25 protein-coding genes and 1 tRNA gene are annotated in these 25,010 nt (G+C 65.9%); 10 read left to right on the forward strand and 16 right to left on the reverse strand.

From position 1 onward, the window contains the following. Positions 1-4 precede the first annotated feature (4 nt). Complete coding sequence (locus tag CX676_RS10485; RefSeq protein ID WP_101752564.1) at positions 5-397, reverse strand: DoxX family protein; 393 nt, start codon at positions 395-397, stop codon at positions 5-7. A gap of 206 nt (positions 398-603) precedes the next feature. Here CX676_RS10485 and CX676_RS10490 point away from each other — a divergent pair, with 206 nt between their 5' ends. Beyond that, complete coding sequence (locus CX676_RS10490) at positions 604-1,827, forward strand: class I SAM-dependent RNA methyltransferase (RefSeq protein WP_101752565.1); 1,224 nt, start codon at positions 604-606, stop codon at positions 1,825-1,827. 68 nt (positions 1,828-1,895) lie between these two features. Further along, positions 1,896-2,414 (forward strand): L,D-transpeptidase family protein, encoded by a 519-nt coding sequence (locus CX676_RS10495; RefSeq protein ID WP_101752566.1) that lies wholly within the window; start codon positions 1,896-1,898, stop codon positions 2,412-2,414. Between the two features lie 105 nt (positions 2,415-2,519). On the opposite strand, the gene CX676_RS10500 is transcribed toward CX676_RS10495, so the two are convergent. Genes CX676_RS10500 through CX676_RS10520 form a run of 5 tightly spaced genes read right to left on the reverse strand, consistent with a single transcriptional unit; the run spans position 2,520 to position 5,294 of the window. Next, positions 2,520-3,134, reverse strand: a complete 615-nt coding sequence (locus CX676_RS10500) for a TetR/AcrR family transcriptional regulator (RefSeq protein ID WP_101752567.1) — start codon at positions 3,132-3,134, stop codon at positions 2,520-2,522. Positions 3,135-3,143: 9 nt separating this feature from the next. After that, the gene (locus CX676_RS10505) at positions 3,144-3,425 is read right to left on the reverse strand and encodes an HPr family phosphocarrier protein (protein ID WP_101752568.1); all 282 of its coding nucleotides are present in this window, start codon (positions 3,423-3,425) and stop codon (positions 3,144-3,146) included. Further along, a complete protein-coding gene (locus CX676_RS10510) occupies positions 3,422-3,844 on the reverse strand; it encodes a PTS sugar transporter subunit IIA (RefSeq protein ID WP_101752569.1) in 423 nt (140 codons plus the stop codon). Before CX676_RS10510 ends, CX676_RS10505 begins: the two co-directional genes overlap by 4 nt. 28 nt (positions 3,845-3,872) lie before the next feature. Then, positions 3,873-4,817 (reverse strand): RNase adapter RapZ, encoded by a 945-nt coding sequence (rapZ, locus tag CX676_RS10515; protein WP_101754263.1) that lies wholly within the window; start codon positions 4,815-4,817, stop codon positions 3,873-3,875. A gap of 48 nt (positions 4,818-4,865) precedes the next feature. Further along, positions 4,866-5,294 (reverse strand): HPr kinase/phosphorylase, encoded by a 429-nt coding sequence (locus CX676_RS10520; protein WP_101752570.1) that lies wholly within the window; start codon positions 5,292-5,294, stop codon positions 4,866-4,868. A 194-nt stretch (positions 5,295-5,488) separates the two neighbouring features. Between CX676_RS10520 and CX676_RS10525 the strand changes: the two genes are divergently transcribed. Further along, a complete protein-coding gene (locus CX676_RS10525; RefSeq protein WP_101752571.1) occupies positions 5,489-7,084 on the forward strand; it encodes a phosphoenolpyruvate carboxykinase in 1,596 nt (531 codons plus the stop codon). Between the two features lie 169 nt (positions 7,085-7,253). Next, positions 7,254-9,056 (forward strand): hypothetical protein, encoded by a 1,803-nt coding sequence (locus tag CX676_RS10530; protein ID WP_101752572.1) that lies wholly within the window; start codon positions 7,254-7,256, stop codon positions 9,054-9,056. 53 nt (positions 9,057-9,109) lie between these two features. On the opposite strand, the gene CX676_RS10535 is transcribed toward CX676_RS10530, so the two are convergent. From CX676_RS10535 to CX676_RS10570, 8 genes are all read right to left on the reverse strand, one after another. Then, positions 9,110-11,110, reverse strand: coding sequence for a PhoX family protein (locus CX676_RS10535; protein ID WP_101752573.1), 2,001 nt, complete (start codon positions 11,108-11,110; stop codon positions 9,110-9,112). 110 nt (positions 11,111-11,220) lie between these two features. Continuing rightward, on the reverse strand, positions 11,221-12,039 hold the full coding sequence (locus CX676_RS10540) for an aminoglycoside phosphotransferase family protein (RefSeq protein WP_101752574.1): 819 nt from the start codon (positions 12,037-12,039) through the stop codon (positions 11,221-11,223). Then, a complete protein-coding gene (gene argF, locus CX676_RS10545; protein WP_101754264.1) occupies positions 12,036-12,962 on the reverse strand; it encodes an ornithine carbamoyltransferase in 927 nt (308 codons plus the stop codon). Before argF ends, CX676_RS10540 begins: the two co-directional genes overlap by 4 nt. 118 nt (positions 12,963-13,080) lie before the next feature. Continuing rightward, positions 13,081-13,395: a nitrile hydratase accessory protein gene (locus tag CX676_RS10550; protein WP_232816417.1), complete on the reverse strand. Its 315-nt coding sequence runs from the start codon at positions 13,393-13,395 to the stop codon at positions 13,081-13,083. Continuing rightward, positions 13,382-14,038: a nitrile hydratase subunit beta gene (gene nthB / locus CX676_RS10555; protein WP_101752576.1), complete on the reverse strand. Its 657-nt coding sequence runs from the start codon at positions 14,036-14,038 to the stop codon at positions 13,382-13,384. Before nthB ends, CX676_RS10550 begins: the two co-directional genes overlap by 14 nt. Further along, positions 14,035-14,673 (reverse strand): nitrile hydratase subunit alpha, encoded by a 639-nt coding sequence (nthA, locus tag CX676_RS10560; protein WP_101752577.1) that lies wholly within the window; start codon positions 14,671-14,673, stop codon positions 14,035-14,037. The genes nthB and nthA overlap by 4 nt, the downstream gene beginning before the upstream one ends. A gap of 5 nt (positions 14,674-14,678) precedes the next feature. Beyond that, positions 14,679-15,854: an aspartate aminotransferase family protein gene (locus CX676_RS10565; protein ID WP_101752578.1), complete on the reverse strand. Its 1,176-nt coding sequence runs from the start codon at positions 15,852-15,854 to the stop codon at positions 14,679-14,681. Positions 15,855-15,990: 136 nt separating this feature from the next. Next, positions 15,991-16,809, reverse strand: coding sequence for an ABC transporter permease (locus CX676_RS10570; RefSeq protein WP_101752579.1), 819 nt, complete (start codon positions 16,807-16,809; stop codon positions 15,991-15,993). Between the two features lie 114 nt (positions 16,810-16,923). On the opposite strand from CX676_RS10570, the gene CX676_RS10575 reads away from it, so the two are divergent. Further along, a complete protein-coding gene (locus CX676_RS10575; RefSeq protein WP_101752580.1) occupies positions 16,924-17,547 on the forward strand; it encodes a GcrA family cell cycle regulator in 624 nt (207 codons plus the stop codon). A 104-nt stretch (positions 17,548-17,651) separates the two neighbouring features. Here the strand turns inward: CX676_RS10575 and nudC are convergent, their stop codons facing one another. Both nudC and CX676_RS22955 read right to left on the reverse strand, forming a co-directional pair. Further along, complete coding sequence (gene nudC, locus CX676_RS10580) at positions 17,652-18,617, reverse strand: NAD(+) diphosphatase (protein WP_101752581.1); 966 nt, start codon at positions 18,615-18,617, stop codon at positions 17,652-17,654. 84 nt (positions 18,618-18,701) lie between these two features. After that, positions 18,702-19,865: a Hint domain-containing protein gene (locus CX676_RS22955; protein WP_232816418.1), complete on the reverse strand. Its 1,164-nt coding sequence runs from the start codon at positions 19,863-19,865 to the stop codon at positions 18,702-18,704. 479 nt (positions 19,866-20,344) lie between these two features. Here CX676_RS22955 and metG point away from each other — a divergent pair, with 479 nt between their 5' ends. The 5 genes from metG (at position 20,345) to CX676_RS10610 (ending at position 24,962) form a co-directional block, all read left to right on the forward strand. Further along, positions 20,345-22,063, forward strand: a complete 1,719-nt coding sequence (gene metG, locus CX676_RS10590; protein ID WP_101752582.1) for a methionine--tRNA ligase — start codon at positions 20,345-20,347, stop codon at positions 22,061-22,063. Between the two features lie 10 nt (positions 22,064-22,073). Beyond that, positions 22,074-22,994, forward strand: coding sequence for an arginase (gene rocF / locus CX676_RS10595; RefSeq protein ID WP_101752583.1), 921 nt, complete (start codon positions 22,074-22,076; stop codon positions 22,992-22,994). A gap of 62 nt (positions 22,995-23,056) precedes the next feature. After that, a tRNA-Leu gene (locus CX676_RS10600) sits at positions 23,057-23,142 on the forward strand. 15 nt (positions 23,143-23,157) lie between these two features. After that, entirely contained in the window at positions 23,158-24,339 is a 1,182-nt protein-coding gene (locus CX676_RS10605; RefSeq protein ID WP_101752584.1) for a winged helix-turn-helix domain-containing protein, read from the forward strand. Further along, positions 24,330-24,962, forward strand: coding sequence for a 5'-methylthioadenosine/S-adenosylhomocysteine nucleosidase (locus CX676_RS10610; protein WP_101752585.1), 633 nt, complete (start codon positions 24,330-24,332; stop codon positions 24,960-24,962). The genes CX676_RS10605 and CX676_RS10610 overlap by 10 nt, the downstream gene beginning before the upstream one ends. The last annotated feature ends 48 nt before the right edge of the window (positions 24,963-25,010 follow it).

Below are 25,010 nucleotides of genomic sequence, written 5' to 3' on the forward strand. Positions count from 1 at the left end.
CGCCTTATTGCACGTCGGCCAGCACCCCGGTCGGATCGCCGCCGAACAGCGCCAGCGCACCGGCCCCGGCAGCGGCCAGCGCGAAGAAGCCACCCGCCATGGCGATATGGGACAGCATCGCGTTCAGGTCCTTGCGATGCGCGGCATAGCCGGTGACGAGGCACCAGAGGCCCAGCAGCACGCCGAAGGTCCGCACCGGGTAGCCCAGGACCACGCCGATCCCGCCGACGAGTTCGCAGAGGCCCACGAGATAGGCCAGCGCGGTCGCATCCGGCAGGCCCAGCCCGGCCAGTACCGGCACCAGCTTGGCCTCGCCGCCGCGCAGCTTCAGGAAACCCCAGATGACAAAGGGAACGCCCAGCAGCAAGCGGGCGATCAGCAGGCCGAAATCATGCATGTGAACCACCTCCCGGTCGGGCCGATGGTGGCAAGATTGCCTCCGTTCGGCAAGAGCGTTGGCAGATTGGTCCCGAAAATCAGTGATCAAGCCCTCAGACCCGGCGGCGGGGGCTTGAACCACGCGGCAAACTCGCCGACCTACACACAATCATTCCGAACACTGGCCCTGCACATGAATTCCTGCCTTCAGCCCCGCCCTGCCCGATGAGCCGCTGGACCGTCGAAAGACTGGGCCGGCGCGGCGATGGCGTTGCCTTGGGGCCGGTGGGCCGCGCGCTGGCGCCCCTCACCCTGCCCGGCGAGGAGATCGAGGGTGAGGCACTCGAGGGCCGTATCGCCGCCCCGCGCATCCTGACGCCCTCGCCCGATCGGGTGCGACCGGTCTGCGGTCATTACCGCGCCTGCGGGGGGTGCTCACTGATGCACGCCTCGGACGAGTTCACCAGCGGCTGGAAGCGGCAGGTGGTCGAGACGGCCCTGTCCGCGCAGGGGATCACCGCCGAGGTCGAGGCGGTGCTGACCTCGCCACCCCGTTCGCGACGGCGGGCGGTGTTTTCGGGCCGGCGGACCAAGAAGGGCGCGCTGCTGGGCTTTCATGCCCGGGCCTCGGACGTGATCGCCGACATCACCGACTGCCGCGTTATCCGCCCCGAAATACAGGCGGCATTGCCGCTGCTGCGCCGGATCGTGATTGCCGGGGCCTCGCGCAGCGCCGAACTGTCGATCAGCGTCATCCACGGGCCTGCCGGGCTGGATGTGGCCGTTACCGGCGGCAAGCCGATGATTCCGGACCTGCTGCAGGCACTGGCCGCGCTGGCCGAAGAAGGCGATCTGGCCCGGCTCGATTGGGACGGCGAGGCGATCACCCGCCGCCCGCCGGCGCTTCCGCTCGGCAGGGCGCTGGTGGTGCCGCCCGCCGGGGCTTTCCTGCAGGCCACCGTTGAGGGCGAGGCGGCGCTGCGTCGGGCGGTGCTGGAGATGACAACCGGGGCGCGAAAGATCGTCGATCTTTATGCCGGGATCGGCACCTTCACCTTGCCGCTGCTGGAACGCGCCGAGGTTCACGCGGTCGAGGGTTTGGCCGCGCCGCTCGATTCGCTGATGGCCGGCTGGCGGCGTACCAGCGGGTTGCAGCGGCTGACCGTGGCGACTCGCGACCTCGCCCGGAACCCGCTTCTGGCCGAGGAACTCACACCCTTTGACGCGATCGTGATCGATCCGCCGCGTGCCGGGGCGGTGGAACAGGCACGCCAGATCGCGGAGTCGCGGGTGGATCGGGTCGCCTTCGTCGCCTGCGATCCGGTGAATTTCGCCCGGGACGCCCGGATTCTGACCGAAAGCGGCTTCGATCTGGTCCGACTGTTGCTGATAGATCAATTCCGCTGGTCGCCACATGTCGAAACGGTCGCGGAATTCCGCCGACGCTAGCGCGGTGACCGGCCATATGGTATTTCAAACATAATCAACAACGCGAAAACAGCGACTAAAGGGCAGTGATGATTCTGACGAGGCGTTCAGCGATGGCGCTGGCGGGGGTTGCGGGTTTGGCAGCCTGCGGCGGCTCCAAAACCAGCAAGTTCAAATCCTATAGTGGCCCCCCGGTCACCCAGGTCGTTATCAACAAGGACAACCGTCGGATGTTCCTGTTGAGCGGGCAGAAGGTGGTGCGGTCCTATGACGTGGGTCTTGGCAACCAGCCGGTCGGGCACAAGATGTTCGAGGGCGATGGCAAGACCCCCGAGGGCATGTATTTCATCGACCGGTTCAACCCGCGCAGTTCCTATCACCTCTCGGTCGGGATCTCCTATCCCGATCCCGAGGATGTGGCGCGCGCGCTGATGTATGGCCGCCAGCCGGGCGGCGACATCTTCATCCACGGCCGCGGCCGCGAGGGCAATGCCCTGGCGCCCAAGCGCAAGGACTGGACGGCGGGCTGCATCGCGGTGACCGATACCGAGATCGAGGAAGTCTATGCCATGCTGCAAACCGGCGTGCCGGTGGTGATCTATCCCTGATCGATCCGCCGCCCGTGGGGACGGGTGGCGTGCAGGGACAACACGACGATCAGGGAAGACAGGCGTCGCCCGCTTCGCGTGGCGGCGCCTTCGTGCATCCGGCGGTCAGCCCGGCAGGACGCCCAGACCCCGCAGATAGATCAGCACCCCGCTTTCCAGCATGTCCGCCGGAGCGATGGGCGTGCGTCCGCCGGGTTTGCCGCGCGAGAACAACTCGACCACGCCATGGCTCAGCGCCCAGATGTGATTGGCGACCATGCGCGCGGGCGGGCGCCGGTCCGGCGGCATCTCGGCAAACAGGTTCTCGGCAGCACGGACCAGCATCCCGAAAGCCCGGTCCGAGGCGCGCGCCAGTTCGGCATTGCCGGTGATCGAGATACCCGATTCGAACATCGCCATGTAGAAGCCGGGCCGCTCGCGGGCGAAATCCAGGTAGGCCTGTCCCATGCGCAGGAAGGCCGTCATCGGGTTGGGCCGACCGTCATCGAAGGCCGCCTCGAGCCGGTCGGCAAATTCCAGAAAGCCCTGTCGGGCGACCTCTTCCAGCAGGTCGTCGCGACCCTTGAAATGGCGATAGGGCGCGGCGGGCGAGACACCGGCGCGGCGGGCGGCCTCGGTCAGGGTGAAAGATTGCGGGCCGGATTCCTCGACCAGCGCGGCAGTGGCATCGACCAGCGCCTGACGCAGGTTGCCATGGTGATAGGATTTACGGTCGGCCACGCGGTGGCCCTACATGCCTTCGCCGAAACAGTCGGCGATCAGCGCCTGCAGCGCGTCGGCAAGCAGGGCGGCCTCGGCCCCCGATGTGGTGACGCTGATGGTCTTGCCGCGCTCGGCGGTCAGCATCAAGAGGCCCATGATCGAATCGCCCGAGACGGTCATGCCGTCCAACGTCACCTGCGCCTGCGCGTCATGACGCTCGACACATTCGACGAACTTGGCGCTGGCACGGGCGTGCAACCCCTTGACGTTGATGATCGTCAGGTCGCGGGTAATCGGCGCCGAACTCATCCGGCCGCCCGGTTGCCGCGTTCGCACATCTGTTCGGGAACGGTATAGGAATTGATGTATTTCCGCCCCGCATCCTTGGCGATGCTGACCGCCTCGCGCACGGGCAGATTGCGGGACTTGGCCAGCTTGACCAGCATGGGCAGGTTGGCGCCGTAAAGGATGGTACGGTCGCGCAGCGCGCAGGCCGGCATCGACAGGTTCGAGGGTGAGCCGCCGAAAATGTCGGTCACCACCACCACGCCCTGCCCCTGATCAACCGATTGAGCAGCCGCCATGATCTCGGCCTGTTTGGCGGCGCGGTCATGATCGTCCTCGATCGCCACAGCCACGATACCCTTTTGCGGCCCCACCACATGTTCGACGGCAGCGAGATATTCCCGCGCCAGTCCACCATGAGCCACGATGACGATTCCGATCAATCCGACCTACCAGTGCAATCGATCCGGGTCATGCCGTGCCCTGCCCGGCCGAGGCCGAATCGTTTGCAGGTGCCGGCGCCGAACCACGGCGTTCAAGTTCCCTGTGCCTTTTTGACACCCGCCACCCGGCATCTGCAAGCGCGTCTGCCATTTTTTCAGCCAATGTGACGGAACGGTGTTGCCCTCCGGTACACCCGAATCCGATGGCAAGGTGGGTTTTCCCCTCTTGCAGGTGTGCCGGAAGGGTAAATTCAACCAGAGCGCGAATCCGGTCGAAGAATTCGGTATAGCGCGGATCGGCCATCACAAAGGCCTGCACCGCCGAGTCGCGGCCGTCCTGCGCACGCAACTCGGGCTGCCAATGCGGGTTCGCCAGGAAACGGCAGTCGAACATCACGTCGACCCCGCGCGGCACGCCCCGCTTGTACGAAAAGGACTGCACCGAAACGGTCAGCCCTGCCGTCTCGGCCGAGCCGAACCAGCGGTTCAGTTCTTCCTTGAGGTCGTGGGGCGACATCTCGCTGGTGTCGAGCAGCACATCGGCGCGCACCCGGATCGGCGCCAGCAGGTCGATCTCGACCGCAACGCCGTCCAGCGGCGCGCCATCGACCGACAGCGGATGGCGGCGTCGGGTCTCGTTGAAGCGGCGGACCAGCGTGGCGGGCGCGCAGTCAAGATAGAGGATCTCGGGCGCATAGGCCGGGTTGCGGGTCAGCGCATCGATCAGTTCGATGACATTCGAGGCCGAGAAATCGCGGTTGCGCACATCCAGTCCGAGGGCCAGCGGCACGGGTCGCGCCGGGCCGTCCAGCAGACGCGGGATCAGCGTGAGCGGCAGGTTATCGATGGCCTCGAAGCCCAGATCTTCCAGCACGTTGATCGCGGTCGACCGGCCGGCGCCTGAAGGTCCGGTGACAAGCACCAGCCGCTGTACACCCTCGTCCCGAGGGGTACCTACGGCCGGTCTGATCATCGGGCTGTCCTCAGCCATGTTTCTCCTGTCGGCGGCAGGGGTGGGCGGTCAGGCAAGGCGACCGCCGATCAACAATTGCCGCAGCGCAGCACCAAGATGAGGCTGGTAGGCCGTTTTGACAAGGGGCAGCGAAATTCCTGCGATTTCAACCTGTCGCAGCGGCGGCAGACGCTCGCCCCGGTCGTTGCCCAGTTCGACCACCAGCGTCAGTGGAAGTGGCCCGACCGGATCGGCCGCAAGGATGCCGACTCCCCGCGCCTCGATCTGCCCGCGAATGCTGGCCGGTGCGTCCGCAAGAAGCCGCCCGCCCTCGCGTTGGATCAGGGTCCAGTCATCGCTGATCAGCCCGGCGCCAAGCGCCATCAGGTCAAGCGCCAGCGACGACTTGCCCGCCCCCGAATCTCCGGTGAGCAGAACGCCCCGCCCGTCCAGCGCGACGCTGCTGCCGCGCAGTCGCAGACCCGAATCACCCGCCATTCCGCCCCCTCTGGAGGCCCCGATTGCCGCCCCTGTCCTCCGCATCATGACCGAAAAATGAATTGATGGCGATAACATAAGGTGTTTGCGCTAACCCATGCCGGGGTAAGACTTTCTTCATATACACTCCATGTTATAGCGACCCCAGCGGCCCCTTGGACCGCCCTATCACATCTGCACGGAGCCAAACACCGATGACCACGCGCGTGAACCCGAATTGCCGACTGGAGGATCAGGGAATCGAGGGACTCGGCCGGGTCTATTACAACCTGCTGGAACCCGCCCTGATGAACGAGGCGATCGCCCGTGGCGAAGGTCAGCTGGGTCTGGGTGGCACCTTCCTCGTCCATACCGGCGCCCATACCGGCCGCTCGCCCAAGGACAAGTTCGTGGTCCGCACGCCCGGCGTTGAGGACAGCATCTGGTGGGAAAACAACAAGCCGATGGCGCCCGAGCAGTTCGACCTGCTGCATCAGGACATGCTGGCCCATATGAAAGGTCGCGACTATTTCGTGCAGGACCTGTTCGGCGGCGCCGATCCCGAGCTGCGCCTTGACGTGCGGCTGGTGACCGAGCTTGCCTGGCACAACCTGTTCATCCGCCACCTGCTGCGCCGCCCCGACGCGGCCGAGCTGGCGACCTTCGTGCCGGAATTCACCATCATCAACTGCCCCGGCTTCAAGGCCGATCCGGCCCGCCACGGCACCCGCAGCGAGACCGTGATCGCGCTCAACTTCGAGAAGAAGCTGATCCTGATCGGCAATACCGCCTATGCCGGCGAGAACAAGAAATCGGTCTTCACCCTGTTGAACTACATCCTGCCGGCCAAGGGCGTGATGCCGATGCATTGCAGCGCCAATCACGCGCCGGGCGATGCCGATGACGTGGCGATCTTCTTCGGCCTGTCGGGCACCGGCAAGACCACGCTGTCGGCCGAACCCTCGCGCGTGCTGATCGGCGATGACGAGCATGGCTGGTCCGAGCGCGGTATCTTCAACTTCGAAGGCGGCTGCTACGCCAAGACCATCAACCTCTCGCCCAAGGCCGAGCCGGAAATCTATGCGACCACCTCGCGTTTCGGCACCGTGATCGAGAACATGGTCCATGACCCCGACACGCTGGAACTGGATTTCGAGGATAACTCGATCACCGACAACATGCGTGCGGCCTATCCGCTCGAGGCGATCTCTAACGCCTCGCCCACCAGCGTTGGCGGCAAGCCCAAGAACATCATCATGCTGACCTGCGACGCCTATGGCGTGTTGCCGCCGATCGCGCGGCTGACCCCGGCGCAGGCGATGTATCACTTCCTCTCGGGCTTCACCTCGAAGACCCCGGGCACCGAGGTCGGCGTGGTCGAGCCGGTTCCGACCTTCTCGACCTGCTTTGGCGCGCCCTTCATGCCGCGCCGTCCCGAGGTCTATGGCAAGCTGCTGCAGGAAAAGATCGCCGAGACCGGCGCCACCTGCTGGCTGGTGAACACCGGCTGGACCGGCGGCGCCTATGGCACCGGCTCGCGGATGCCGATCGTGGCGACCCGCGCGCTTCTGGCCGCAGCGCTGGATGGCAGCCTGAACGACGTGCAGTTCCGCCGCGATCCGAATTTCGGCTTCGAGGTTCCGGTCTCGGTGCCGGGCGTCTCGGACGTGCTGCTGGACCCGCGCCGGACCTGGGCCGATGGGGCCGCCTATGACAAGCAGGCGGCGAAACTGGTGCAGATGTTCAGCGACAACTTTGCCCAGTACCTGCCGGCCATCGACGACGACGTGCGCGCCGCCGCCATCGGCTGAGGCTGACCGCCCGACATCCGAAAGGCCGCCTTCGGGCGGCCTTTTGCGTTTCGGACGCAACGTCACGGATCAGCCTGCCCTTAGGTCACCCCAATAGGTTGAAAATAAACTGCTTTGATCCCCCGAAAGAAGAATCGCGCAAAGCGATAATCAGGGAGGAGAGACGCCCATGGGGCTTTACGACTACAAGAACTATTCGGATTCCGAGGCCGTCGAACGGTTGGCGCTGGCCAAGAATCTGGCGGTTTCGGCCTCGGTGCCGTCGACCGCGGAAGGCAGCAGCGGTTCCGAGACTGCCCTGCCCGCCGGCTGGCGCAATGTCAGCGCGACCGAGCTGGGGCTTGACCCGGCGTTGGTGGATTCGCAGGGATTCATCAAGTTCATGAGCCCGCTGACCGGATGGGCCGAGACTGGGCCGCAACTGAAGGTTCTGGCCCAGACCGATGCCAGCGGCCAGATCATCGGCCTCGCGGTCTGCTTTTCAGGCACCAATTCGATGCTGGATGTGTTGGATTACCTGCAGATGAACGCCGATGCGCTGGTCCCCAGCATGGCTCCGGTGCTGGAAGCCGTGCGCGATCTGGCGCTGGCCAACGGGCTTGACGGGCAGGACGTGACCATCACCGGCTACAGCCTTGGCGGCGGCATGACCAATATCATGTCGCGCCATGCCGATACGCTGATCGACGGCTTCTTTGCGGACTCCGACTATTACGGCTTCGCCTCGCCGGTCATCCATGAAAGCGATCGCATCCTGAATGTCGGCTTCGAGAATGACGTGGTCCATCGCGCCACCGGCGATTCCCACTCGTTCTGGCAGGCGGTTGCGCAGGCCGATCCCGCGCTGTCGAACCCCGACCGCGAGTTCAGTACCTCGACCGACAATTTCGTGCTGTTCGACGATACCTATGCCGCAGCGGAGATCACGCTCGGGGTGGATTCGCTGCTGAACCCGCTTGCCTGGCTGGCGCATATCGAGGGCGCCAGCGGAGATGCGATCGAGCGCGCAGGGGCCTCGCGCTTCTATCACCTGATGGATCAGGACAGCACCGTCATCGTGTCGGGGCTGGGTGCCGATCTGCGCGAGCATGTCTGGGTGCGTGACAAGGCCGCCCCGACCTCGGACCATTTCGGCTCTGCGGGTTTCGTCATCGGCAGCGAGGCTGGCGACCGGCTGGCCGATAGCGCGGCCAATGACTGGCTGGAGGGTCTGGGCGGCGACGACACGATCCGGGTGTCCTCGGGGCTGAACGTCGTCGATGGCGGCGCGGGTCATGACACGCTGCGCCTGACCGGCACCCCCTCGGATTACACCGTCTTCGCGCTGTCCGATGGCAGCCTCGCCTTTGCCTCGGCCAGCGGGCTGACGCTAGCCAGCAATATCGAGGATGTGGAATTCGCCGGCGGCCCCCTGGGGCTCGAGACGATCCGCGCCTATGAAATTGCCGAGAAGGGTCTGGTGGATTCGCATTGGTGGCTGCTCTGGGGTCGGCAGGACCTTGCCTTCCAAGCCGGAGTGGAGGGCACGAATGGCGTGGATACGCTGACCGGGCGCGCGGTCTTTGGTCAGGGCGGGGCCAACGTGATCACCGGCACCGGCAGCACCGATCTGCTGCATGGCGGCGCGGGCGCGGACCACATCAAGGGCGGCGCGGGCGCCGACCGGCTCTATGGTGGCGACGATGCCGACCGGCTGGTCGCCGACAGCCATGGCGACCGGTTGAACGGCGGCCATGGCAATGATGTCTTCGTCTTTGACGCGGCGACCCGCGGCACCGTCCATGTCGAGGATTTCAATGCTGCGGCGGGCGATGCCGATCTGCTGTACTTCCTGAACGGCGTGGCCGAGGCGGCGCTGGCCTCGGCCCGCCAGTTCGGCGAAGACACCATCATCACCCATGGCCGGCTGACCATCGTGCTGGACGGGGTCGATGTGGACAGCCTTGGTCGCGATGAGCTGCTGGTCGCCTGAGCCATAAGGGAACGCAGTGCCCCCGGAACCCCGGGGACACCGCATCTTGCGGCTCAGGCCTGATCCTTGGCCATGCCGATCTTGCCGCCGCCCTGCCGGGTGATCGCCACCACGGCGGGACGAACCGGCATCGCCTCGTTGAAATCCGGCCAGCGGGTCGACAGGTCCTCGTAATAGGACGGGCGACCGAAGCCCTCCCAGTCATCGCCGCCATCGCCCGGATGCTGGACCGCGACGAAGAAGGTCTCCATGTCATCGGTCACGCAAGGACCGCACATCTCGGCCCCCACCGGCACGCGGTAGAAAAGCCGCGAGGTGCCGCGTGCCGCGCCTTGGGTATCCACCGCCCAGAGCCCATCGGTGCGGCCGGTCTTCGAGGGCGAGTTGCCATCGGTCGAAACCCAGAGCCGCCCCTCGGCATCCACGGCGCAATTGTCGGGCATCCCGAACCAGCCGTTCACCGTGGTCTCGGTCGAGAAGGTGGCGCCGACCTCGGCAATGGCGGGATCGCCGCATTTCAGCAGGATTTCCCATGTGCCGGTCGTTGCGGCGAAGTCCCCGCCCTCCTCGGCGATCTCGATGATATGGCCAAAGGCATTCTCGACGCGCGGATTGGCGGCATTGGCCTCTTCGCGCTTGGTGTTGTTGGTCAGCATGACATAGGCGCGGCCCGTCGCCGGGTTCGGCTGGATATCCTCGGGCCGGTCCATCGGCGTGGCTTCCAGAAGATCGGCGGCGCGGCGGGTTTCGATCAGCACATCGGCCTGACTGGCAAAGCCGTTCGGCTCGGTCAGCGGACCTTCGCCCTGCACCAGCGGCAGCCACTCGACCCGGCCATCGTCATGGAAGCGGGCGACGTAGAGCGTGCCGTCATCCAGCAGATCAAGGTTCGCCGCACGGTCCTCGGGGTTGTAGATCCCTTTGGTCACGAACTTGTAGACATAATCGAACCGCTCGTCATCGCCGAGATAAAAGACCACGCGCCCGTCCTTGTTCAGCACGCTTTCCGCCCCCTCATGCTTGAAGCGACCAAGGGCGGTGCGCTTTTTCGGCACCGAATTCGGGTCCATCACATCGACCTCGACCACCCAGCCAAAGCGGTTCGGCTCGTTCGGGTCTTTCGAGACATCGAAGCGGTCGTGATACTTGCCCCAGTCATAGGCGCTCTCGGGGATGCCCATGCGGTCGTAATTCGCGGCCTCGGGATGACCCTCGGGCAGCTCGCCGATGAAATAGCCGTGGATGTTTTCCTCGGCCATGATGTAGGTGCCCCAGGGCGTCACCCCGCCGGCGCAATTGTTGATCGTGCCGAAGACCTTGCGGCCGCTGGTATCGGCGACGGTCTGCAAGCGCGGGTGACCGGCGGCGGGGCCGCTGATCGCCATTTCGGTCTTGGCGGTGATGCGGCGGTTCAGCTCGCCGTCCAGCACCGGCTGCCATTTGCCATCGACCTTGCGGATCTCGATGACGGTGCCGCCATGCGCGGCCATCTCGATATTCACCCGCTCCTCGGTCGCCTCGGCAATCTGCACCTCGCCATCGACGATGGTGACGATGCCGGGGAACATCAGGTGCGGGTCGGTATATTCGTGGTTCACCACCAAAAGCCCGTGATCGGCAGCACCGTCCAGCGGGATGACGCCGACGAAATCGTTGTTATAGCCGAACTGGCGTTCCTGCGTCGCCTCGCTCTGGGCGGTCGGATCGAACTCCGGCGCGTCAGCAAAGACCTTGTCGCCCCAACGCAGCAGCACATCGGCGTCGTAGCCCTCGGCCACGTGATGATCGGGATCGATGCCCGCCGTCACCTCGGGGAAATCGAAGGCCGAGGCGCCGGTCGCGGCATGGGCGCCATCGGCGGCCAGCAGCGCCAACGGGCTGACCGTGGCACTGATCGCCACGGTCGCCAGCGAGCCGCGCAGGAAACCACGGCGCGAGAAGCGCGCGGCGATGATCTCGCCCATGGTCCGGTTGTTGGTGGGGTTCAGGCCCGGACCTTCAGCATTCTCAAGCTGGCTGGTGCGGAAAACGTGGCGGGACGACTCGTCGTTCATCGGCTGCTCCTGTGCGTCACGCGCCGAAGATGGCGCGGTTGCAGCGGAGTTAGGCCAGCGGGGTGACAGGTGGACGACAGGCCGGTGAAGCCTTTGTGACATCTGGCTTTTCAGCCGATCAGCGCCGCCGCCTTCTCGGCAATGGCCAGATCGATCTCGGTCAGCGGGTCTTCGTCTTCCAGAAACCAGCTGGCCGACAGCCCACACCACGCAAGGATCCAGTGCAGCAGGCGGGTGCGGTCCAGACCTGACGCGGAGACCACGACATCAAGCCGCCGCTCGAACACGCCCGGAACGGTGGCGACAGGGCGGCTCGGGTCCGAAAGGTCGGGATTGGTGAAGATATTGGCATAGTCGAACCCACGCTCGCCAATCAGCCCCTGCGGATCGATCGCCAGCCAGCCGCGCGGCCCGAAATCCAGCACGTTGTCATGGTGCAGATCGCCATGCAGCGGCACCACCTGCTGCGGATCGGCCAGCAGGGCGGCGGCGGCTTCGGCCGAACGGGCAAGGATACCGCCACGCTCGACCGCCATCGGCCAAAGCTCGCGAAACTGTTCGGCCAGCGGTTTCATCACCGGCAGCGGGCGGGATCGCGGCGCGTGCAGCCGCGCGGCCGTGGCGCAGAGGATATGCGTCGCCTCATCGTCCCGCCCCTCCCGCGCCATGTCGGACAGCGAGGCCGAGCCGGTCGCCCGCTCCATCAGCAGTGCCTCCTCGCGGTGCTCGATCACGCACGCGGCGCCCTCGCCCGCCCACCAGTCAAGCAGCAGCGCGCCCCGCCGCTCCTCGGGGGCATGCAGCAGTTTCAACATAAAGGGCCGGCCGTCCCGCTGCACCGGCAGCAACTCGGCATTGAGCGTGCGGATCGGCTCTCCGTCCGGCGTCAGCTGCCACTCGGCGAGGTAAGGGGCGAAACCGCCCCTCACAGGCCGAGGCAATAGCGCATGATCGCCTTTTGCGCGTGCAGACGGTTCTCGGCCTCGTCGAAGATCACCGAATGCGGGCCGTCCATCACCGCGCTGGTCGCCTCGTCATCGCGATGGGCCGGCAGGCAATGCATGAACAGCGCATCGGGCTTGGCCAGCGCCATCAGCGCCTCGTTCACCTGGTAGCCGCGCAGCTGGTTGTGCCGCCGCTCGCGCGCCGATTGCGGGTCGTGCATGCTGACCCAGGTATCGGTAACCACCAGATCGGCCCCCTCGACCGCCTTGGCCGGATCGCGCTCGATCGTGATCGGGCGGCCCTTGCCGGCGGCATAGTCGAGCCATGTCTTTTCCGGGTCCAGCGTCTCGGGGCCGGTGAAGGTCAGGTCAAAACCGAATTGCCCGGCGGCATGGGCGAAGCTGGCAAAGACATTGTTGCCATCGCCCGACCAGACCACCTTCTTGTCGGTGATCGGCCCGCGATGTTCCTCGAAGGTCATCACATCGGCCATGATCTGGCAGGGATGGGTGCGGTTGGTCAGCCCGTTGATGACCGGCACCGTGGCATGTTCGGCCATGTCGAGGAGCGTCTGTTCCTCGAAGGTGCGGATCATGATCAGGTCGACATAGCGCGACAGCACCCGCGCCGTGTCGGCAATGGTCTCGCCATGACCCAGCTGCATTTCCGAGCCCGACAGCACCATGGTCTGCCCGCCCAACTGCCGCACGCCCACGTCGAAGCTGACACGGGTGCGGGTCGAGGGTTTCTCGAAGATCAGCGCGACCATGCGCCCGGCCAGCGGCTGGTCATCGTCGGGCGTCCCCTTGGGCCGGCCATTGCGCGCGAGTTTCATCGCGCGGGCATTGTCGATGATCGTTCTGAGTTCGGTCGCGTCGGTCTTGTGGATATCGAGGAAGTTCTTCATCACATAGGCTTTCGTCGTTTCGGCCAGCAAGCCGATCTTGGGCTGCGGGGTCAAGGGGGCGCTGCCCCGTCACGCCTGCGGCGCGACTCCCCGGGATATTTTCACCAAGCTGAAAGCCTCATCGCAGACGGGTGTCCCGATGCGGGTCATTGTCCAACTCGATGGGCTGGCCATGCGGGGTGGCGCGGGCGGCGCGCTGCCAGGACGCGGCCAGCGCGGCGATGGTGTCGGCATCGGCGACACCGCGCTCGGCCAGCAGGCGTTGAAGCGTGTCGAGCCAGTCGGCGTAATAATCCCCCTCGCCAGCCCGCGCCTGCCCGAAGGCCACGGCCCAGTCCGGCCAGTCGAGCCAGCCGGCCTCGTTCAGCGCCACGGTCAGCGCAAAGGCCTGCGCCTGCCAGGGCTCGTCAAAGGGCTGGTCAGGCGCGCTCAAGATAGCTCTCCCAGGCATCGATCATCACCTCGCTGCCGGGTTCGGCCTCGTCGCCCCAGAGATCGGCCCCCTCGAAGCGGACGGTATAGAGATGTTCTGGCGCCTCGCCCCGGCCATGGGCGTTGGCGTCGGGCAGGATGAAGCCACCATGCGCGGCGATGATCGTGCCCACATGCCCCCGGACATAGCCCGGCAGGCGGGTATGGCCCTTGGGTTGCAGGTTCCGCGTCCGCACAAGATCGCCAATGGCAAAGCGCGGCGCGGCGGTTACCGGGCGATCGGTCGGGCCACCGCGCGCCAGCACGGCATCGACCGCAGAAGCGGCAAGGCGGCGGGGGTGGACGGGTGCGGGCTCGGCCTCGCCTGTCGCCAGCTCATCCGCGCTGACCAGACCGTGTCGGGTCAGCAGGGTCTCCAGCGCGCGGGTCCAGATCTCGTAATAGGAGGTGTCGAGATAGATCGGCCAGGGCAGGCTTTCGCGGGCATGGCGGCTTTCGTCGATGTTCCAGTGACCCAAGGCGCCGCAGGCCAGCGTCACGCCGAGGGCGCGGGCCTCCCAGCCTGCATGAAACAGCGGTTCATCGGCTTCCGGCGCGATCGCGCCATGCCCCATCATTCCGCCCAGATCATGCGGGCCGTTCACGACGCCGCCCCGGGTGTCAGGGCAAGCCCGGTGCCGATCATCGAATCGCGCGTGACCAGCGTCGCCAGCCGTTCGGCCGCCCAGCCCTCGGTGCCCTCGGGGCGCTGGGGGATCACCAGATAACGCAGCTCGGCGGTGGAATCCCAGACCTGCACCTGTGTCTCGGGCGGCAGGGTCACCCCGAACTCGGCCAGAACCGCCCGCGGCTCGCGCACCGCGCGGGACCGATAGGCAGGGGATTTGTACCAGACCGGCGGCAGTCCGAGGACCGACCACGGATAGCAGGAGCAGAGCGTGCAGACGACCATGTGATGCGTGCCGGGCGCATTGAACAGCGCCCGCATATGCTCACCCTGGCGGCCGGTGAAGCCCAGCTCGGAAATGGCGGCGGTTGTATCCGCGCGCAGCCGCTCGGCGTATGCCGGATCGGTCCAGGCGCGGGCGACGACGGCGGCGCCGTTCCGGCGGCCGACCCTGTTCTGATAGGTGTCGATGATCCGGTCGACCGCCGCCGGATCGATCAGGCCCTTCCGGGTCAGGATCGTCTCCAGCGCGCGCACCCGCGCCGTCATCTCGTCCAGCTCGCTGCCATGGTCGTGGCTGTGCCCGTGCTGATGATCGGCGTGGTCGTGCATGGTCCCTATCCCTGTTCGACGGCACTGGCGGCCCTGTCCAGCCGCACCACCGCCTCGGAAATATCTTCATCCGAGATGTTCAGCGGCGGCAAGAGCCTCAGCGTATTGTCGGCGGCGGCGACGGTCAGGATCTGCTGATCATAGCCGGCCTTGACCAGATCGCCCGGCGCGATCTTGCATTTCAGCCCCAGCATCAGCCCCTGCCCGCGCACCGCCTCGAACAGGTTCGGATGGGCGGCGACCAGACCCTCGAGCTTCTGCCGGAAGAGGCCCGCCTTGCGTCCGACCTCGGCGAGGAAGGCCGGATCGGCCACGATCTCCATGACCTTCGAACCGACCGCGCAACCCAAGGGGTTGCCGCCATAGGTCGAGCCATGCGTGCCCGCCACCATGCCCGCCGCCGCCTTCTCGGTTGCCAGCACCGCACCGAGGGGGAAGCCTCCGCCGATACCCTTGGCGACCATCATGATATCGGGGGCAACGCCGGCGAATTCATGGGCAAACAGACGCCCGGTGCGGCCCATGCCCGATTGCACCTCGTCGAGGATCAGCAGCGTGCCGGTCTTGTCGCAAAGCGCACGGATCTCGCGCAGGTCGTCATCGGCCAGCGTGCGGATGCCGCCCTCGCCCTGGATCGGTTCGATCATCACCGCGCAGGTCGTGTCGCTGATCGCCGCGTGCAGCGCTGCCATGTCGCCGAAGGGCAATTGCCGGAAGCCCGGCATCAGCGGGCCGAAGCCCTTGACCATCTTCTCGGAGCCGGCTGCGGCAATTGCGCCGGTCGAGCGGCCGTGAAAGGCGCCGTCGAAGGTCAGGATCTCGACGCGCTCGGGATCGCCCTCGCTGTCCCAGTATTTCCGCGCCATCTTGATCGCCAGCTCGGCGGCCTCGGTGCCGGAATTGGTGAAGAAGACGGTATCGGCAAAGGTATTCTCGACCAGCAGATCCGCCAGCCGCTCCTGCTCGGGGATGCGGTAGAGGTTCGAGACATGCCAGATCCGCCCAGCCTGCCCGGTCAGCGTGGCAACCAGATCGGGATTGGCATGGCCCAGCACATTGACCGCGATGCCCGCGCCAAGGTCCAGATATCGCGTCCCGTCCGTGGCAATGGCCCAGCTGCCCTCGCCGCGCTCGAAGGCGACGGGTGCACGGTTATAGGTCGGCAGGACATGCGAAATCATGGCAGATTCCTTCAGCAGTACAGGGATGTGAATGGCAGACGGGATCGGACGTTGAAAATCAACGTCGGGGACGGGCGAAGCTGGCGGTCCGGCTGATCATGGCATCCGCCATAGCGGCTAATCCGCGCTCGCGCAATCACGGTTTCATCCGGTATCCGGTTTTCAGCCAGCGCCAGCCGGTGAAGAGAACCAGGGCCACGACCGGCACGCAGACCATCAGCCCCAGCATTGGCGGCGCATCGCTGACCCCGGCAAAGCCATAGCGCGCGCCGTCGATCAGGTAGAAGATCGGGTTCCAGTGCGACAGCGTGCGGAACGGCTCGGGCAGTTGCTCGACCGAGTAGAAGGTACCCGAGAGAAAGCTGAGCGGCGTCACGACAAAATTGTTGATCGCCGCCATCTGGTCGAACTTCTGCGCCATGATCGCGGCAAGGATGCCAAGCCCCCCCATCAGCAGCGCGCCCAGAAGGATGAAGGTGATCGCCCAGAGCGGATGCGCCACGCCCTGCCCGATGACCAGCGCCATGCCGGTGGCGATGACCACCGCAACCAGCCCGGCCCGCGCCACGGCGCCTGCCAGATAGCCCGTCAGCAACTCGCCCGCCGACAGCGGCGGCATCAGCGTGTCGACAATATTTCCCTGCATCTTGGCCGAGATGATCGACGAGGAGGTATTGGCGAAGGCGTTCTGGATCACCGTCATCATCAGGATGCCCGGCCCGATGAAGGCGAGATAAGGCACCCCCATCACCACCTGCCCCTCGCGCCCCATGGCGAGGGCAAAGACCGTGACGAAGAGGCCCGCGGTCATCAGCGGCGCAAAGACCGTCTGCTGCCAGACCGCCATGAAGCGCATGATCTCGCGCCGGGCCAAGGTTCGCATCCCCAGCCAGTTGACCCGGCCAAAGCGGCGCACGCCCAGTGTTTTCGCGGCGTTTGTCATGTGATCGGCCATTTCCCGTCCTTGAATTTCCCGCTTTGCGGGGATATCTCTCGGCATCCCGTTTCTGGCGGGGTCAATCACGGGTTTCAAGATGTGGCGGGGATACGCCCTGCCGGAAAGGCAATCATGTCCTGGACGGATGAGCGCGTCGAGACGCTGAAGCGCATGTGGAGCGAGGGCCAGTCGGCCAGCGCCATCGCGAAGGAACTGGGCGGCGTCACCCGCAACGCGGTGATCGGCAAGGTGCATCGCCTTGGCCTGTCGAACCGCAATGACGAGCCCGAGGCCGGCAAACCTGCCGCGCCCGTGGCCGAGGCCCCTGCGCCCGAGCCGGCGAAGAAGCCTGCCAAGAAGCCCGAGGTCAAGGTCGACGCCAAGCCCGAGAAGCTCGAGGAACCCGAAGCCGCCGCGCCGGAAGAAGACGACGAGGCCGAGCCCTCGACCCAGCCGGCCTTCAACCCGGCCAACCGCCGGATGATCGTGCCCGCCGGCCAGCCGCTGCCGCCGCAGCCCTCGGCCAACGAGATCAGCCCCGAGGCGCTGGCCTCGGTCCGCGAGGTCGAGAAGAAGGCGCGAAAGCTGAGCCTGATGGAACTGACCGAGCGCACCTGCAAATGGCCGATCGGCGACCCGGCGACCGAGAAGTTCTGGTTCTGTGGTCTGCCCAGCCAGCCCGGCAAACCCTATTGCGAGGCCCATGTCGGCGTGGCCTTCCAGCCGATGTCCTCGCGCCGCGACCGCCGGCGCTGAGGGTTCGGCAAACGAGACAGGGCCGCCTTCGGGCGGCCTTTTTCGTTGAGAGCGGCGTCTTTGCTGCGGGCATCATCCTCTTCGGGCCGCGCTACGCCTGAGCCTCAGTCGAAGCCCCTCACTTGCCCGTTCACCCAAGCCCGCAGGATCACCTGCGCCACGGCCCCCTTGCGTGCCGGGGCGATCTTCTCGTGCCGCCCTTCCAGCGCCAGGGCGATCTCGGCCTTGCTGGCCCAGAGCGCATCTTCCAGCTCGTTCGGGTCCATGGCGATCCGGGTGGTCTCGGCCCGCCCGGCGCAACCGATCATCAGCGAGGCCGGGAAGGGCCAGGGCTGCGAGGTGACATAGCGCACCTCGCCCACGGTGATCCCCGCCTCTTCCATCACCTCGCGGCGCACCGCCTCCTCGACCGTCTCGCCCGGCTCCATGAAGCCCGCGAGCAGCGAATACATGCGCGGGTCCCAGTTCGATTGCCGGCCCAAGAGCACCCGGTCGCCATCGAGGATCAGCATGATGACCACCGGATCGGTGCGCGGGAAATGCTGCCGCCCGCAGCCGGGGCAATCAAAGCGCCAGCCGGCATGGCTGACCACGTTCCGCGTGCCACAATTGGCGCAAAAGCCATGGGTCAGCCGCCATTCGAAAATGCCCTTGGCCGCCGCCGCGATGCCGGCATCGCGATGGTCGATATCGCCCATGATCGCGCGCAGGTCGATGAACTTGCGCGTCTCGGACAGGTCCAGCGTGCGGCGATCGACGAATTCGGCCGGAGCCACGTCGGGCGGGGCGATATAGGAGACATCGGCGGCGAAATGCGCCGTGCCGGTCTCGTCGAGGCCCATGAACACGACCGGCTCGGGGCCGTCCACGATCAGTGGATCGGTGGCCGACAGCCAGGCGAGGCGCGGGCCTTCGGGCGTCAGGTCGAACAGCGGTTTGCCACGCCAGAAGGGCGAGACGCGGCTGGCGGGATCGGCGAGCTGCTGGTCCTGCCAAGCGGCATCGCTGCGCAGCCGGTCGGCGCGGTCGAGGAAGCTGCCAGCGAAGGTGACATCGGATTCGGGGATCATGGCGGCAACCTGCCCCGTCGCGTGCCGGCTGGCAAGCCACCGCCTGAGACGGGGCCGGCCAGCCGGGCGGTTCAGTCCCTGCGATCAGGCGTCAGCCAGCAGCAGTTTCCGGTTCTGCAGGTGGCGGCTTGCCAGCTTGCGCGCCGGCCGTCCGCTGAGCAGCATCCGGGCACCTTCGATCTCGCGGCCGGCCTCGGCGATCCCGGGCATGATCGCCAGGATCTCGTCGCGCGCCTCGGCAGCGACGCTATCCAGCGCGACCGGGCCGGTGAACAGGCTTTCGCTCGGCGCGCCCTCGGCGAAGATGATCTCATGCTGGTCAAAGAGCATGTGATGATAGGTCACTTCCTCAGCATCCTGTACGATGTCAAAGCCCTCGAGCCGCAGGAACTGCTTGGCCGCGCCCAGAACCTCCTGCGTGCCGAACATGCGCTGCGCGATCTTCGACCGGACCAGGATGCGGTGCTGCGGCGAGACCAGCAGGTCACGATACGGCAGGGCGCCGCCCAGGCAGCCGGCGGCGATGCGGATCGGCTTCAGCTTGGGATTGGCGGCCAGATCGATGCTGTCCAGCCGCTTGCAACCGATCCAGCGCACCTGCTGGAGCCCGTGATCCAGCGTCTGCACCATGTCACCAATGGTGATGTCCTCGATGGCAACCTCGCCGCGCTCGGTCAGAATCTGCGTGCCCGCCGCGAAGCAGACGATATCGACGGCATCGATCGTCCGGCTGTGCGTCGTTCCGTAGTAATCGCTCGTGATGAACTTGACGATCTTGAACGACTGCATGTGCAGACCGTCGAATGCGGTGTCGGCATTGGTGAAGATCGCGCCGTTCTGCAGCTGGACGATCTCCAGCGTCCTGGTCACCGCCGTGCCGTCGCCCAGCAGGACCTCGACCTCCCAGGTCGAGACCGAATCGATGGCCGAGGTCACCGGCCCGTTGCCGATGTCATAGCTGTAGCTGTCAGCATCGCGCTGGAAGATCGGGCTCTTGAGGTTGGCACGGTCATCTTCTTCAAGACGGCCCGCCTCGCGATCCCGAACAACGTCGTTCTGGGTGATCGTTGTCAACTGCAGCTCGTCACCGCCGAAGACCGAGCCGACGGCCCAATTGGTGCCGGCACCTTGATTGGCGACGGCAAGGTTCTCGATCGTCGTGTTGATGTTCAACAGGCTGGTCGACTCGACAGTGTCCATGTCCGCGAATTGGCCAAGATAGAACTGGTTGACGGTATAGGTCGGCACGAAAGGTCTCTCCCAGAGATTGGATCCTCGATTGAATGTGCCATCCTGAACACCAACCCCCGCGACCAAGCCAGCGGCCGCCGGGTTAACTGGTTAAACGGTTAATTCGCTTGCAGATTTCCTGTTTAAAGCGGTGAATTGACCTCGGCCGCAGCGATGATCGCCGGGCAAAAAGCGAATGAATTTGCGGGTTCATTCCTGTTCTCGTCGCCGCCCTTGTCGATCGGGCCATGCGGTGGCTGGCACCAGCGGCTCATTAACAAACCGGAGAACAATGCCGATCTTGCAGCATTGAAACGGGCCGGCGTGGCGATCTGTCGCAGCAGCCGCAGCGCCGCCGCCAGAGAACTGCTGTCGCCCCTCTCGATCGCACCAAACAGTGCTAGCCCGGCGCTCGCCGCTGTCGCCCCGCCCGCTCTCTTTCATTCGCGGTCCATCGCGGCTACATACGGCGCCGATCGACCCAAGGACGCACGCGCATGGCCCGCCACCTCATCACCTCTGCCCTGCCCTATATCAATGGCATCAAGCATCTGGGCAATCTCGTCGGCAGCCAGCTGCCCGCCGACCTCTATGCGCGCTATCTCAGGGGTCGCGGCCATGAGGTGATGTTCATATGCGCCACCGACGAACATGGCACGCCCGCCGAACTGGCGGCGGCCAAGACCGGCGAGGCAGTGGCCGATTATTGCGCCCGGATGCATGGCGAACAGGCGGCGCTGGCGCGCGGCTTTGGCCTCAGCTTCGATCATTACGGCCGCTCGTCCAGCGACCGCAATCGCGCCCTGACCCAGCATTTCGCCGGCAAGCTGGCGGATAACGGGTATATCAGCGAGGTCTCGGAAAAGCAGGTCTATTCCATCGACGACGCCCGCTTCCTGCCCGACCGCTATATCGAGGGCACCTGCCCGAATTGCGGCTATGACAAGGCGCGCGGCGACCAGTGCGAGAATTGCACCAAGCTTCTGGACCCGACCGACCTGATCGACCCGCGCAGCGCCATCTCGGGCAGCACCAATCTGGAGGTGCGCGAGACCAAGCATCTTTACCTGCGCCAGTCAGCACTGAAAGACGAGATCGCAGCCTGGATCGATAGCAAGACCGACTGGCCGATCCTGACCACCTCGATCGCCCGCAAATGGCTGAACGACGGCGACGGCTTGCAGGATCGCGGCATCACCCGCGACGTGCAATGGGGCGTGCCGGTCAAGCGCGGCGACAGGGACTGGCCGGGGATGGAGGGCAAGGTCTTCTATGTCTGGTTCGACGCGCCCATCGAATATATCGCCGCGACCGCCGAATGGGCCGATGCCAATGGCAAGACCGACGCCGACTGGCGCCGCTGGTGGCGCAAGGATGAAGGCGCCGAGGATGTCACCTATACCCAGTTCATGGGCAAGGATAACGTGCCCTTCCACACGCTCAGCTTCCCGGCCACGCTGATCGGCTCGGACGAGCCGTGGCGCATGGTCGATTACATCAAGTCCTTCAACTACCTGACCTATGCCGGCGGGCAATTCTCGACCAGCCAAGGCCGTGGCGTTTTCATGGATCACGCGCTGGAGATCCTGCCCGCCGATTACTGGCGCTGGTGGCTGTTGAGCCATGCGCCGGAATCCGGCGACAGCGAGTTCACCTGGGAGAATTTCCAGCAATCGGTGAACAAGGACCTCGCCGATGTGCTGGGGAATTTCGTCAGCCGCATCACCAAGTTCTGCCGCAGCAAGTTCGGCGAGACCGTCCCCGAGGGCGGCGCATACGGTGCCGAGGAACGCGCGCTGATCGAGGCGCTGACCACCCGCATACGTGCCTATGAAGGCTTCATGGCGGACATGGAAGTGCGCAAATCCGCCGCCGAATTGCGCGCCATCTGGGTTCTGGGCAATGAATACCTGCAAAGCGCCGCGCCCTGGTCCAGCTTCAAGACCGCCCCGGAAAAGGCCGCCATGCAGGTGCGTCTGGGTCTGAACCTGATCCGTCTCTATGCCGTGCTCTCTGCCCCCTTCATCCCCTTCACCGCCAAGGCCATGGCCGAGGCAATGGGGACTGCGGATGCGGGCTGGCCCGATGATGTGGAACAGGCCATGATGGCGCTTCAGCCCGGCCATGTTTTCACCACGCCCGACAATCTTTTCGCCAAGATCACCGACGACCAGCGCGCCGAGTGGGAAGACCGCTTCAAGGGCGTGCGCAAGTAGGAGGCCTACCATGACCCATTGCATCCTGATCGGCGCCCCCGTCGACGAAGGTCAGCGCCGCCTCGGCTGCCTGATGGGCCCCGCCGCCTATCGCGTGGCGGGCCTGTCGCGCACGCTTGGCGACCTTGGCCACACGGTCGAGGATCGCGGCGACGTGACCCCGCGCGCGCCCGGCAACGAGACCTGCGCCAACCCCGCCGTCCATCACCTGCCCGAAATGCTGGCCTGGACCGAGGCGCTGCGCAGCGCCATGGCCAATGCGCTGCCCGACGGCATGCCGATCATCATGGGCGGCGATCACTCGCTGGCGCTCGGCACGGTGGCTGGCGTGGCCCAGCACGCCGCTAAGCTCGGTCGCCCGCAATTCGTCATCTGGCTGGACGCGCATAGCGATTTCCACACCGTCGAGACCACGACTTCGGGCAACCTGCACGGCACGCCGATGGCCTATGCCGCCGGTCGTCCGGGCTTCGATCCCTTCCCGCCCTTCCCCGCCCCGATCCCCGGCGAGAATATCTGCATGTTCGGCATCCGCAGCGTCGATCCAGCCGAGCATGCCGCGATGCAGGAAACCGAGATCGCGGTGAATGACATGCGGGTGCTGGACGAGCAGGGCATCGTCGCGCCGCTGCGCGCCTTCCTGAACCGGGTACGCGAGGCGAACGGACTGCTACATGTCAGCCTCGACGTGGATTTCCTCGATCCCTCGATCGCGCCCGCCGTCGGCACCACCGTTCCCGGTGGCACCACCTTCCGCGAGGCGCATCTGGTGATGGAGCTTCTGCACGAATCCGGCCTTGTCACCTCGCTGGATCTGGTCGAGCTGAACCCGTTCCTCGACGATCGCGGTCGCACCGCCAAGCTGATGGTCGATCTGGTCGGCAGCCTGATGGGCCGCAAGGTCTTCGACCGCCCGACCCGCAGCTACTGACCGGCAAGGGCGCCCGCTCGCCCCTTGCCACCACCCCCGCCAGCGGATAGCCAAAGCCATCCGCGGGCGTGGCGGAATGGTAGACGCATGGGACTTAAAATCCCTGGGGCGCAAGCCCGTGCGGGTTCGAGTCCCGCGGCCCGCACCATGAACGGACAGGTTGATGCGGCTGATCGACAACCCGACCGCGCGGCGCATCTTTCTGGATCGCCATGCCCTTTGCGAGCCGGCGACCGGCACGGCGACGCGCGCCGATCTCTTGGCGCTGATCGAGCGTTTGGGCTTCGTGCAGGTCGACAGCATCAACACCGTCGCCCGCGCCCATGACATGATCCTGTGGTCGCGCCGCCGCGCCTATCGGCCCGAGCTGCTGCGGCGCATGGTGGACCGCGACCGGACCCTGTTCGAGCATTGGACCCATGACGCCGCCGTCATCCCCTCGGCCTTCCTGCCGCATTGGCGCTGGCGGATGCGGCGCGACGCGCCGGGCATTCTCGCGCGCTATCGCAAGTGGCAAGGGGATGGCTTTGTCGACCGGCTGGACGAGGTGATCGCCCATATCCGCGAGAACGGCCCCGCTGGCACCGGCGATGTCGGGCAGGACGAGGCCCGCAGCAAGGGCGGCTGGTGGGAATGGCATCCCTCCAAGGCGGCGCTGGAATTCCTGTGGCAAAGCGGGCGTATCGCCGTCACCCGGCGCGAGGGCTTCGCGAAACTCTATGACCTGGCCGAGCGGGTGCATCCGCCCGGCCCCGAGATGAGCGATGACGACGCGATAGACTGGGCGATGCAAGCCGCGCTGGACCGGCTCGGCTTTGCGACCACCGGGGAACTGGCGGCCTTCTGGGGCCGCATCCGACCCGAGGAGGCCGCGCGATGGGCCGATGCCGCGCTGCACCGGGGCGAGGTGGTGCCGGTGCGCATTGAATCCGCCGATGGCAGCCATCGCCGCGCGCTGGCCCGTGCCGATCTGGATACCGACGCCGCCCCCGAGGTGCGCGGGTTGCGCATCCTCTCGCCCTTCGACCCGGCGCTGCGCGACCGCAAGCGGACCGAACGCTTGTTCGGTTATTGCTATCGCATTGAAGTCTTCGTCCCCGAGGCCAAGCGCCAGTTCGGCTATTACGTCTTTCCAATCATGGAGGATGACCGCCTGATCGGCCGCGTCGATGCCCGCGCGCGGCGGGCCGAGGGCGCGCTGACGGTCGCGGGCCTCTGGCTGGAACCGGGTATCCGCCCGGCCAAGGGGCGGCTGGCGAAGATCGAGGCGCAATTGCAGCGACTGGCCGGCTTCGCGCAATGCGAGCGGGTGGAGTTCGAGGACGGATGGCAGAAATGGACTTGACCAGTTGTGACAGCATCGCTGGACAGCGGGTACTGTTCGTCATGGCGGCGGAACCCGAATACGGCCCGCACTTGCGCCAGCGGATCACCCCCCTGATGACCGGCATCGGCCCGGTCGAGGCGGCGGTGGTGCTGGCCTCGACCCTGACGGCGATGGCCGAGAAACCGGCGCTGATCGTCTCGCTCGGCTCGGCCGGCTCGCGCCATCTGGCGCAGGCCGATGTCTATCAGGCCACCCATCTGGCCTATCGTGACATGGATGCCTCGCCCCTCGGCTTCGACAAGGGTCGCACACCGCTGTTGGATCTGCCGCGACAGGTGGCGCTGCCCCATCGCATCCCCGGCATCCCCGAGGCCAGCCTCTCGACCGGCGCGAATATCGTCAGCGGCGCGGGCTATGACGGCATTGCCGAGGACATGGTGGACATGGAAACCTTCGCCCATCTGCGCGCCGCCATGCGCTTTGACATTCCGCTGATCGGGCTCAGGGGCATTTCGGATGGCAAGGAAGAGCTGCAAACCCTGACCGACTGGACCCAGTATCTGCACATCATCGACGAAAAGCTGGCGCAGGCCGTCGATCTGCTGGCCGGGGCGCTGTCGAGGGACGAGCTGCGCCTTTAGGCCCGCTTGCCCCTGCCGCCCCGGCCCCCTAAACGGTCCTGAGCCACG

Source organism: Paracoccus zhejiangensis (genome assembly GCF_002847445.1).
GTDB classification, from domain to species: Bacteria; Pseudomonadota; Alphaproteobacteria; order Rhodobacterales; family Rhodobacteraceae; genus Paracoccus; species Paracoccus zhejiangensis.

Excerpts from the sequence above, each read along its gene's own strand:
- nudC (WP_101752581.1), bottom strand. The coding sequence starts at position 18,617 with ATGATCCCCGAATCCGATGTCACCTTCGCTGGCAGCTTCCTCGACCGC.
- CX676_RS10535 (WP_101752573.1), bottom strand. The coding sequence starts at position 11,110 with ATGAACGACGAGTCGTCCCGCCACGTTTTCCGCACCAGCCAGCTTGAG.
- nthA (WP_101752577.1), bottom strand. The coding sequence starts at position 14,673 with ATGCACGACCACGCCGATCATCAGCACGGGCACAGCCACGACCATGGC.
- argF (WP_101754264.1), bottom strand. The coding sequence starts at position 12,962 with ATGAAGAACTTCCTCGATATCCACAAGACCGACGCGACCGAACTCAGA.
- rapZ (WP_101754263.1), bottom strand. The coding sequence starts at position 4,817 with ATGATCAGACCGGCCGTAGGTACCCCTCGGGACGAGGGTGTACAGCGG.
- metG (WP_101752582.1), top strand. The coding sequence starts at position 20,345 with ATGGCCCGCCACCTCATCACCTCTGCCCTGCCCTATATCAATGGCATC.
- CX676_RS10530 (WP_101752572.1), top strand. The coding sequence starts at position 7,254 with ATGGGGCTTTACGACTACAAGAACTATTCGGATTCCGAGGCCGTCGAA.
- rocF (WP_101752583.1), top strand. The coding sequence starts at position 22,074 with ATGACCCATTGCATCCTGATCGGCGCCCCCGTCGACGAAGGTCAGCGC.
- CX676_RS10605 (WP_101752584.1), top strand. The coding sequence starts at position 23,158 with ATGCGGCTGATCGACAACCCGACCGCGCGGCGCATCTTTCTGGATCGC.
- CX676_RS10485 (WP_101752564.1), bottom strand. The coding sequence starts at position 397 with ATGCATGATTTCGGCCTGCTGATCGCCCGCTTGCTGCTGGGCGTTCCC.
- CX676_RS10495 (WP_101752566.1), top strand. The coding sequence starts at position 1,896 with ATGATTCTGACGAGGCGTTCAGCGATGGCGCTGGCGGGGGTTGCGGGT.
- CX676_RS10505 (WP_101752568.1), bottom strand. The coding sequence starts at position 3,425 with ATGAGTTCGGCGCCGATTACCCGCGACCTGACGATCATCAACGTCAAG.
- CX676_RS10570 (WP_101752579.1), bottom strand. The coding sequence starts at position 16,809 with ATGGCCGATCACATGACAAACGCCGCGAAAACACTGGGCGTGCGCCGC.
- CX676_RS10575 (WP_101752580.1), top strand. The coding sequence starts at position 16,924 with ATGTCCTGGACGGATGAGCGCGTCGAGACGCTGAAGCGCATGTGGAGC.
- CX676_RS10520 (WP_101752570.1), bottom strand. The coding sequence starts at position 5,294 with ATGGCGGGTGATTCGGGTCTGCGACTGCGCGGCAGCAGCGTCGCGCTG.
- CX676_RS10525 (WP_101752571.1), top strand. The coding sequence starts at position 5,489 with ATGACCACGCGCGTGAACCCGAATTGCCGACTGGAGGATCAGGGAATC.
- CX676_RS10610 (WP_101752585.1), top strand. The coding sequence starts at position 24,330 with ATGGACTTGACCAGTTGTGACAGCATCGCTGGACAGCGGGTACTGTTC.
- CX676_RS10490 (WP_101752565.1), top strand. The coding sequence starts at position 604 with ATGAGCCGCTGGACCGTCGAAAGACTGGGCCGGCGCGGCGATGGCGTT.
- CX676_RS10565 (WP_101752578.1), bottom strand. The coding sequence starts at position 15,854 with ATGATTTCGCATGTCCTGCCGACCTATAACCGTGCACCCGTCGCCTTC.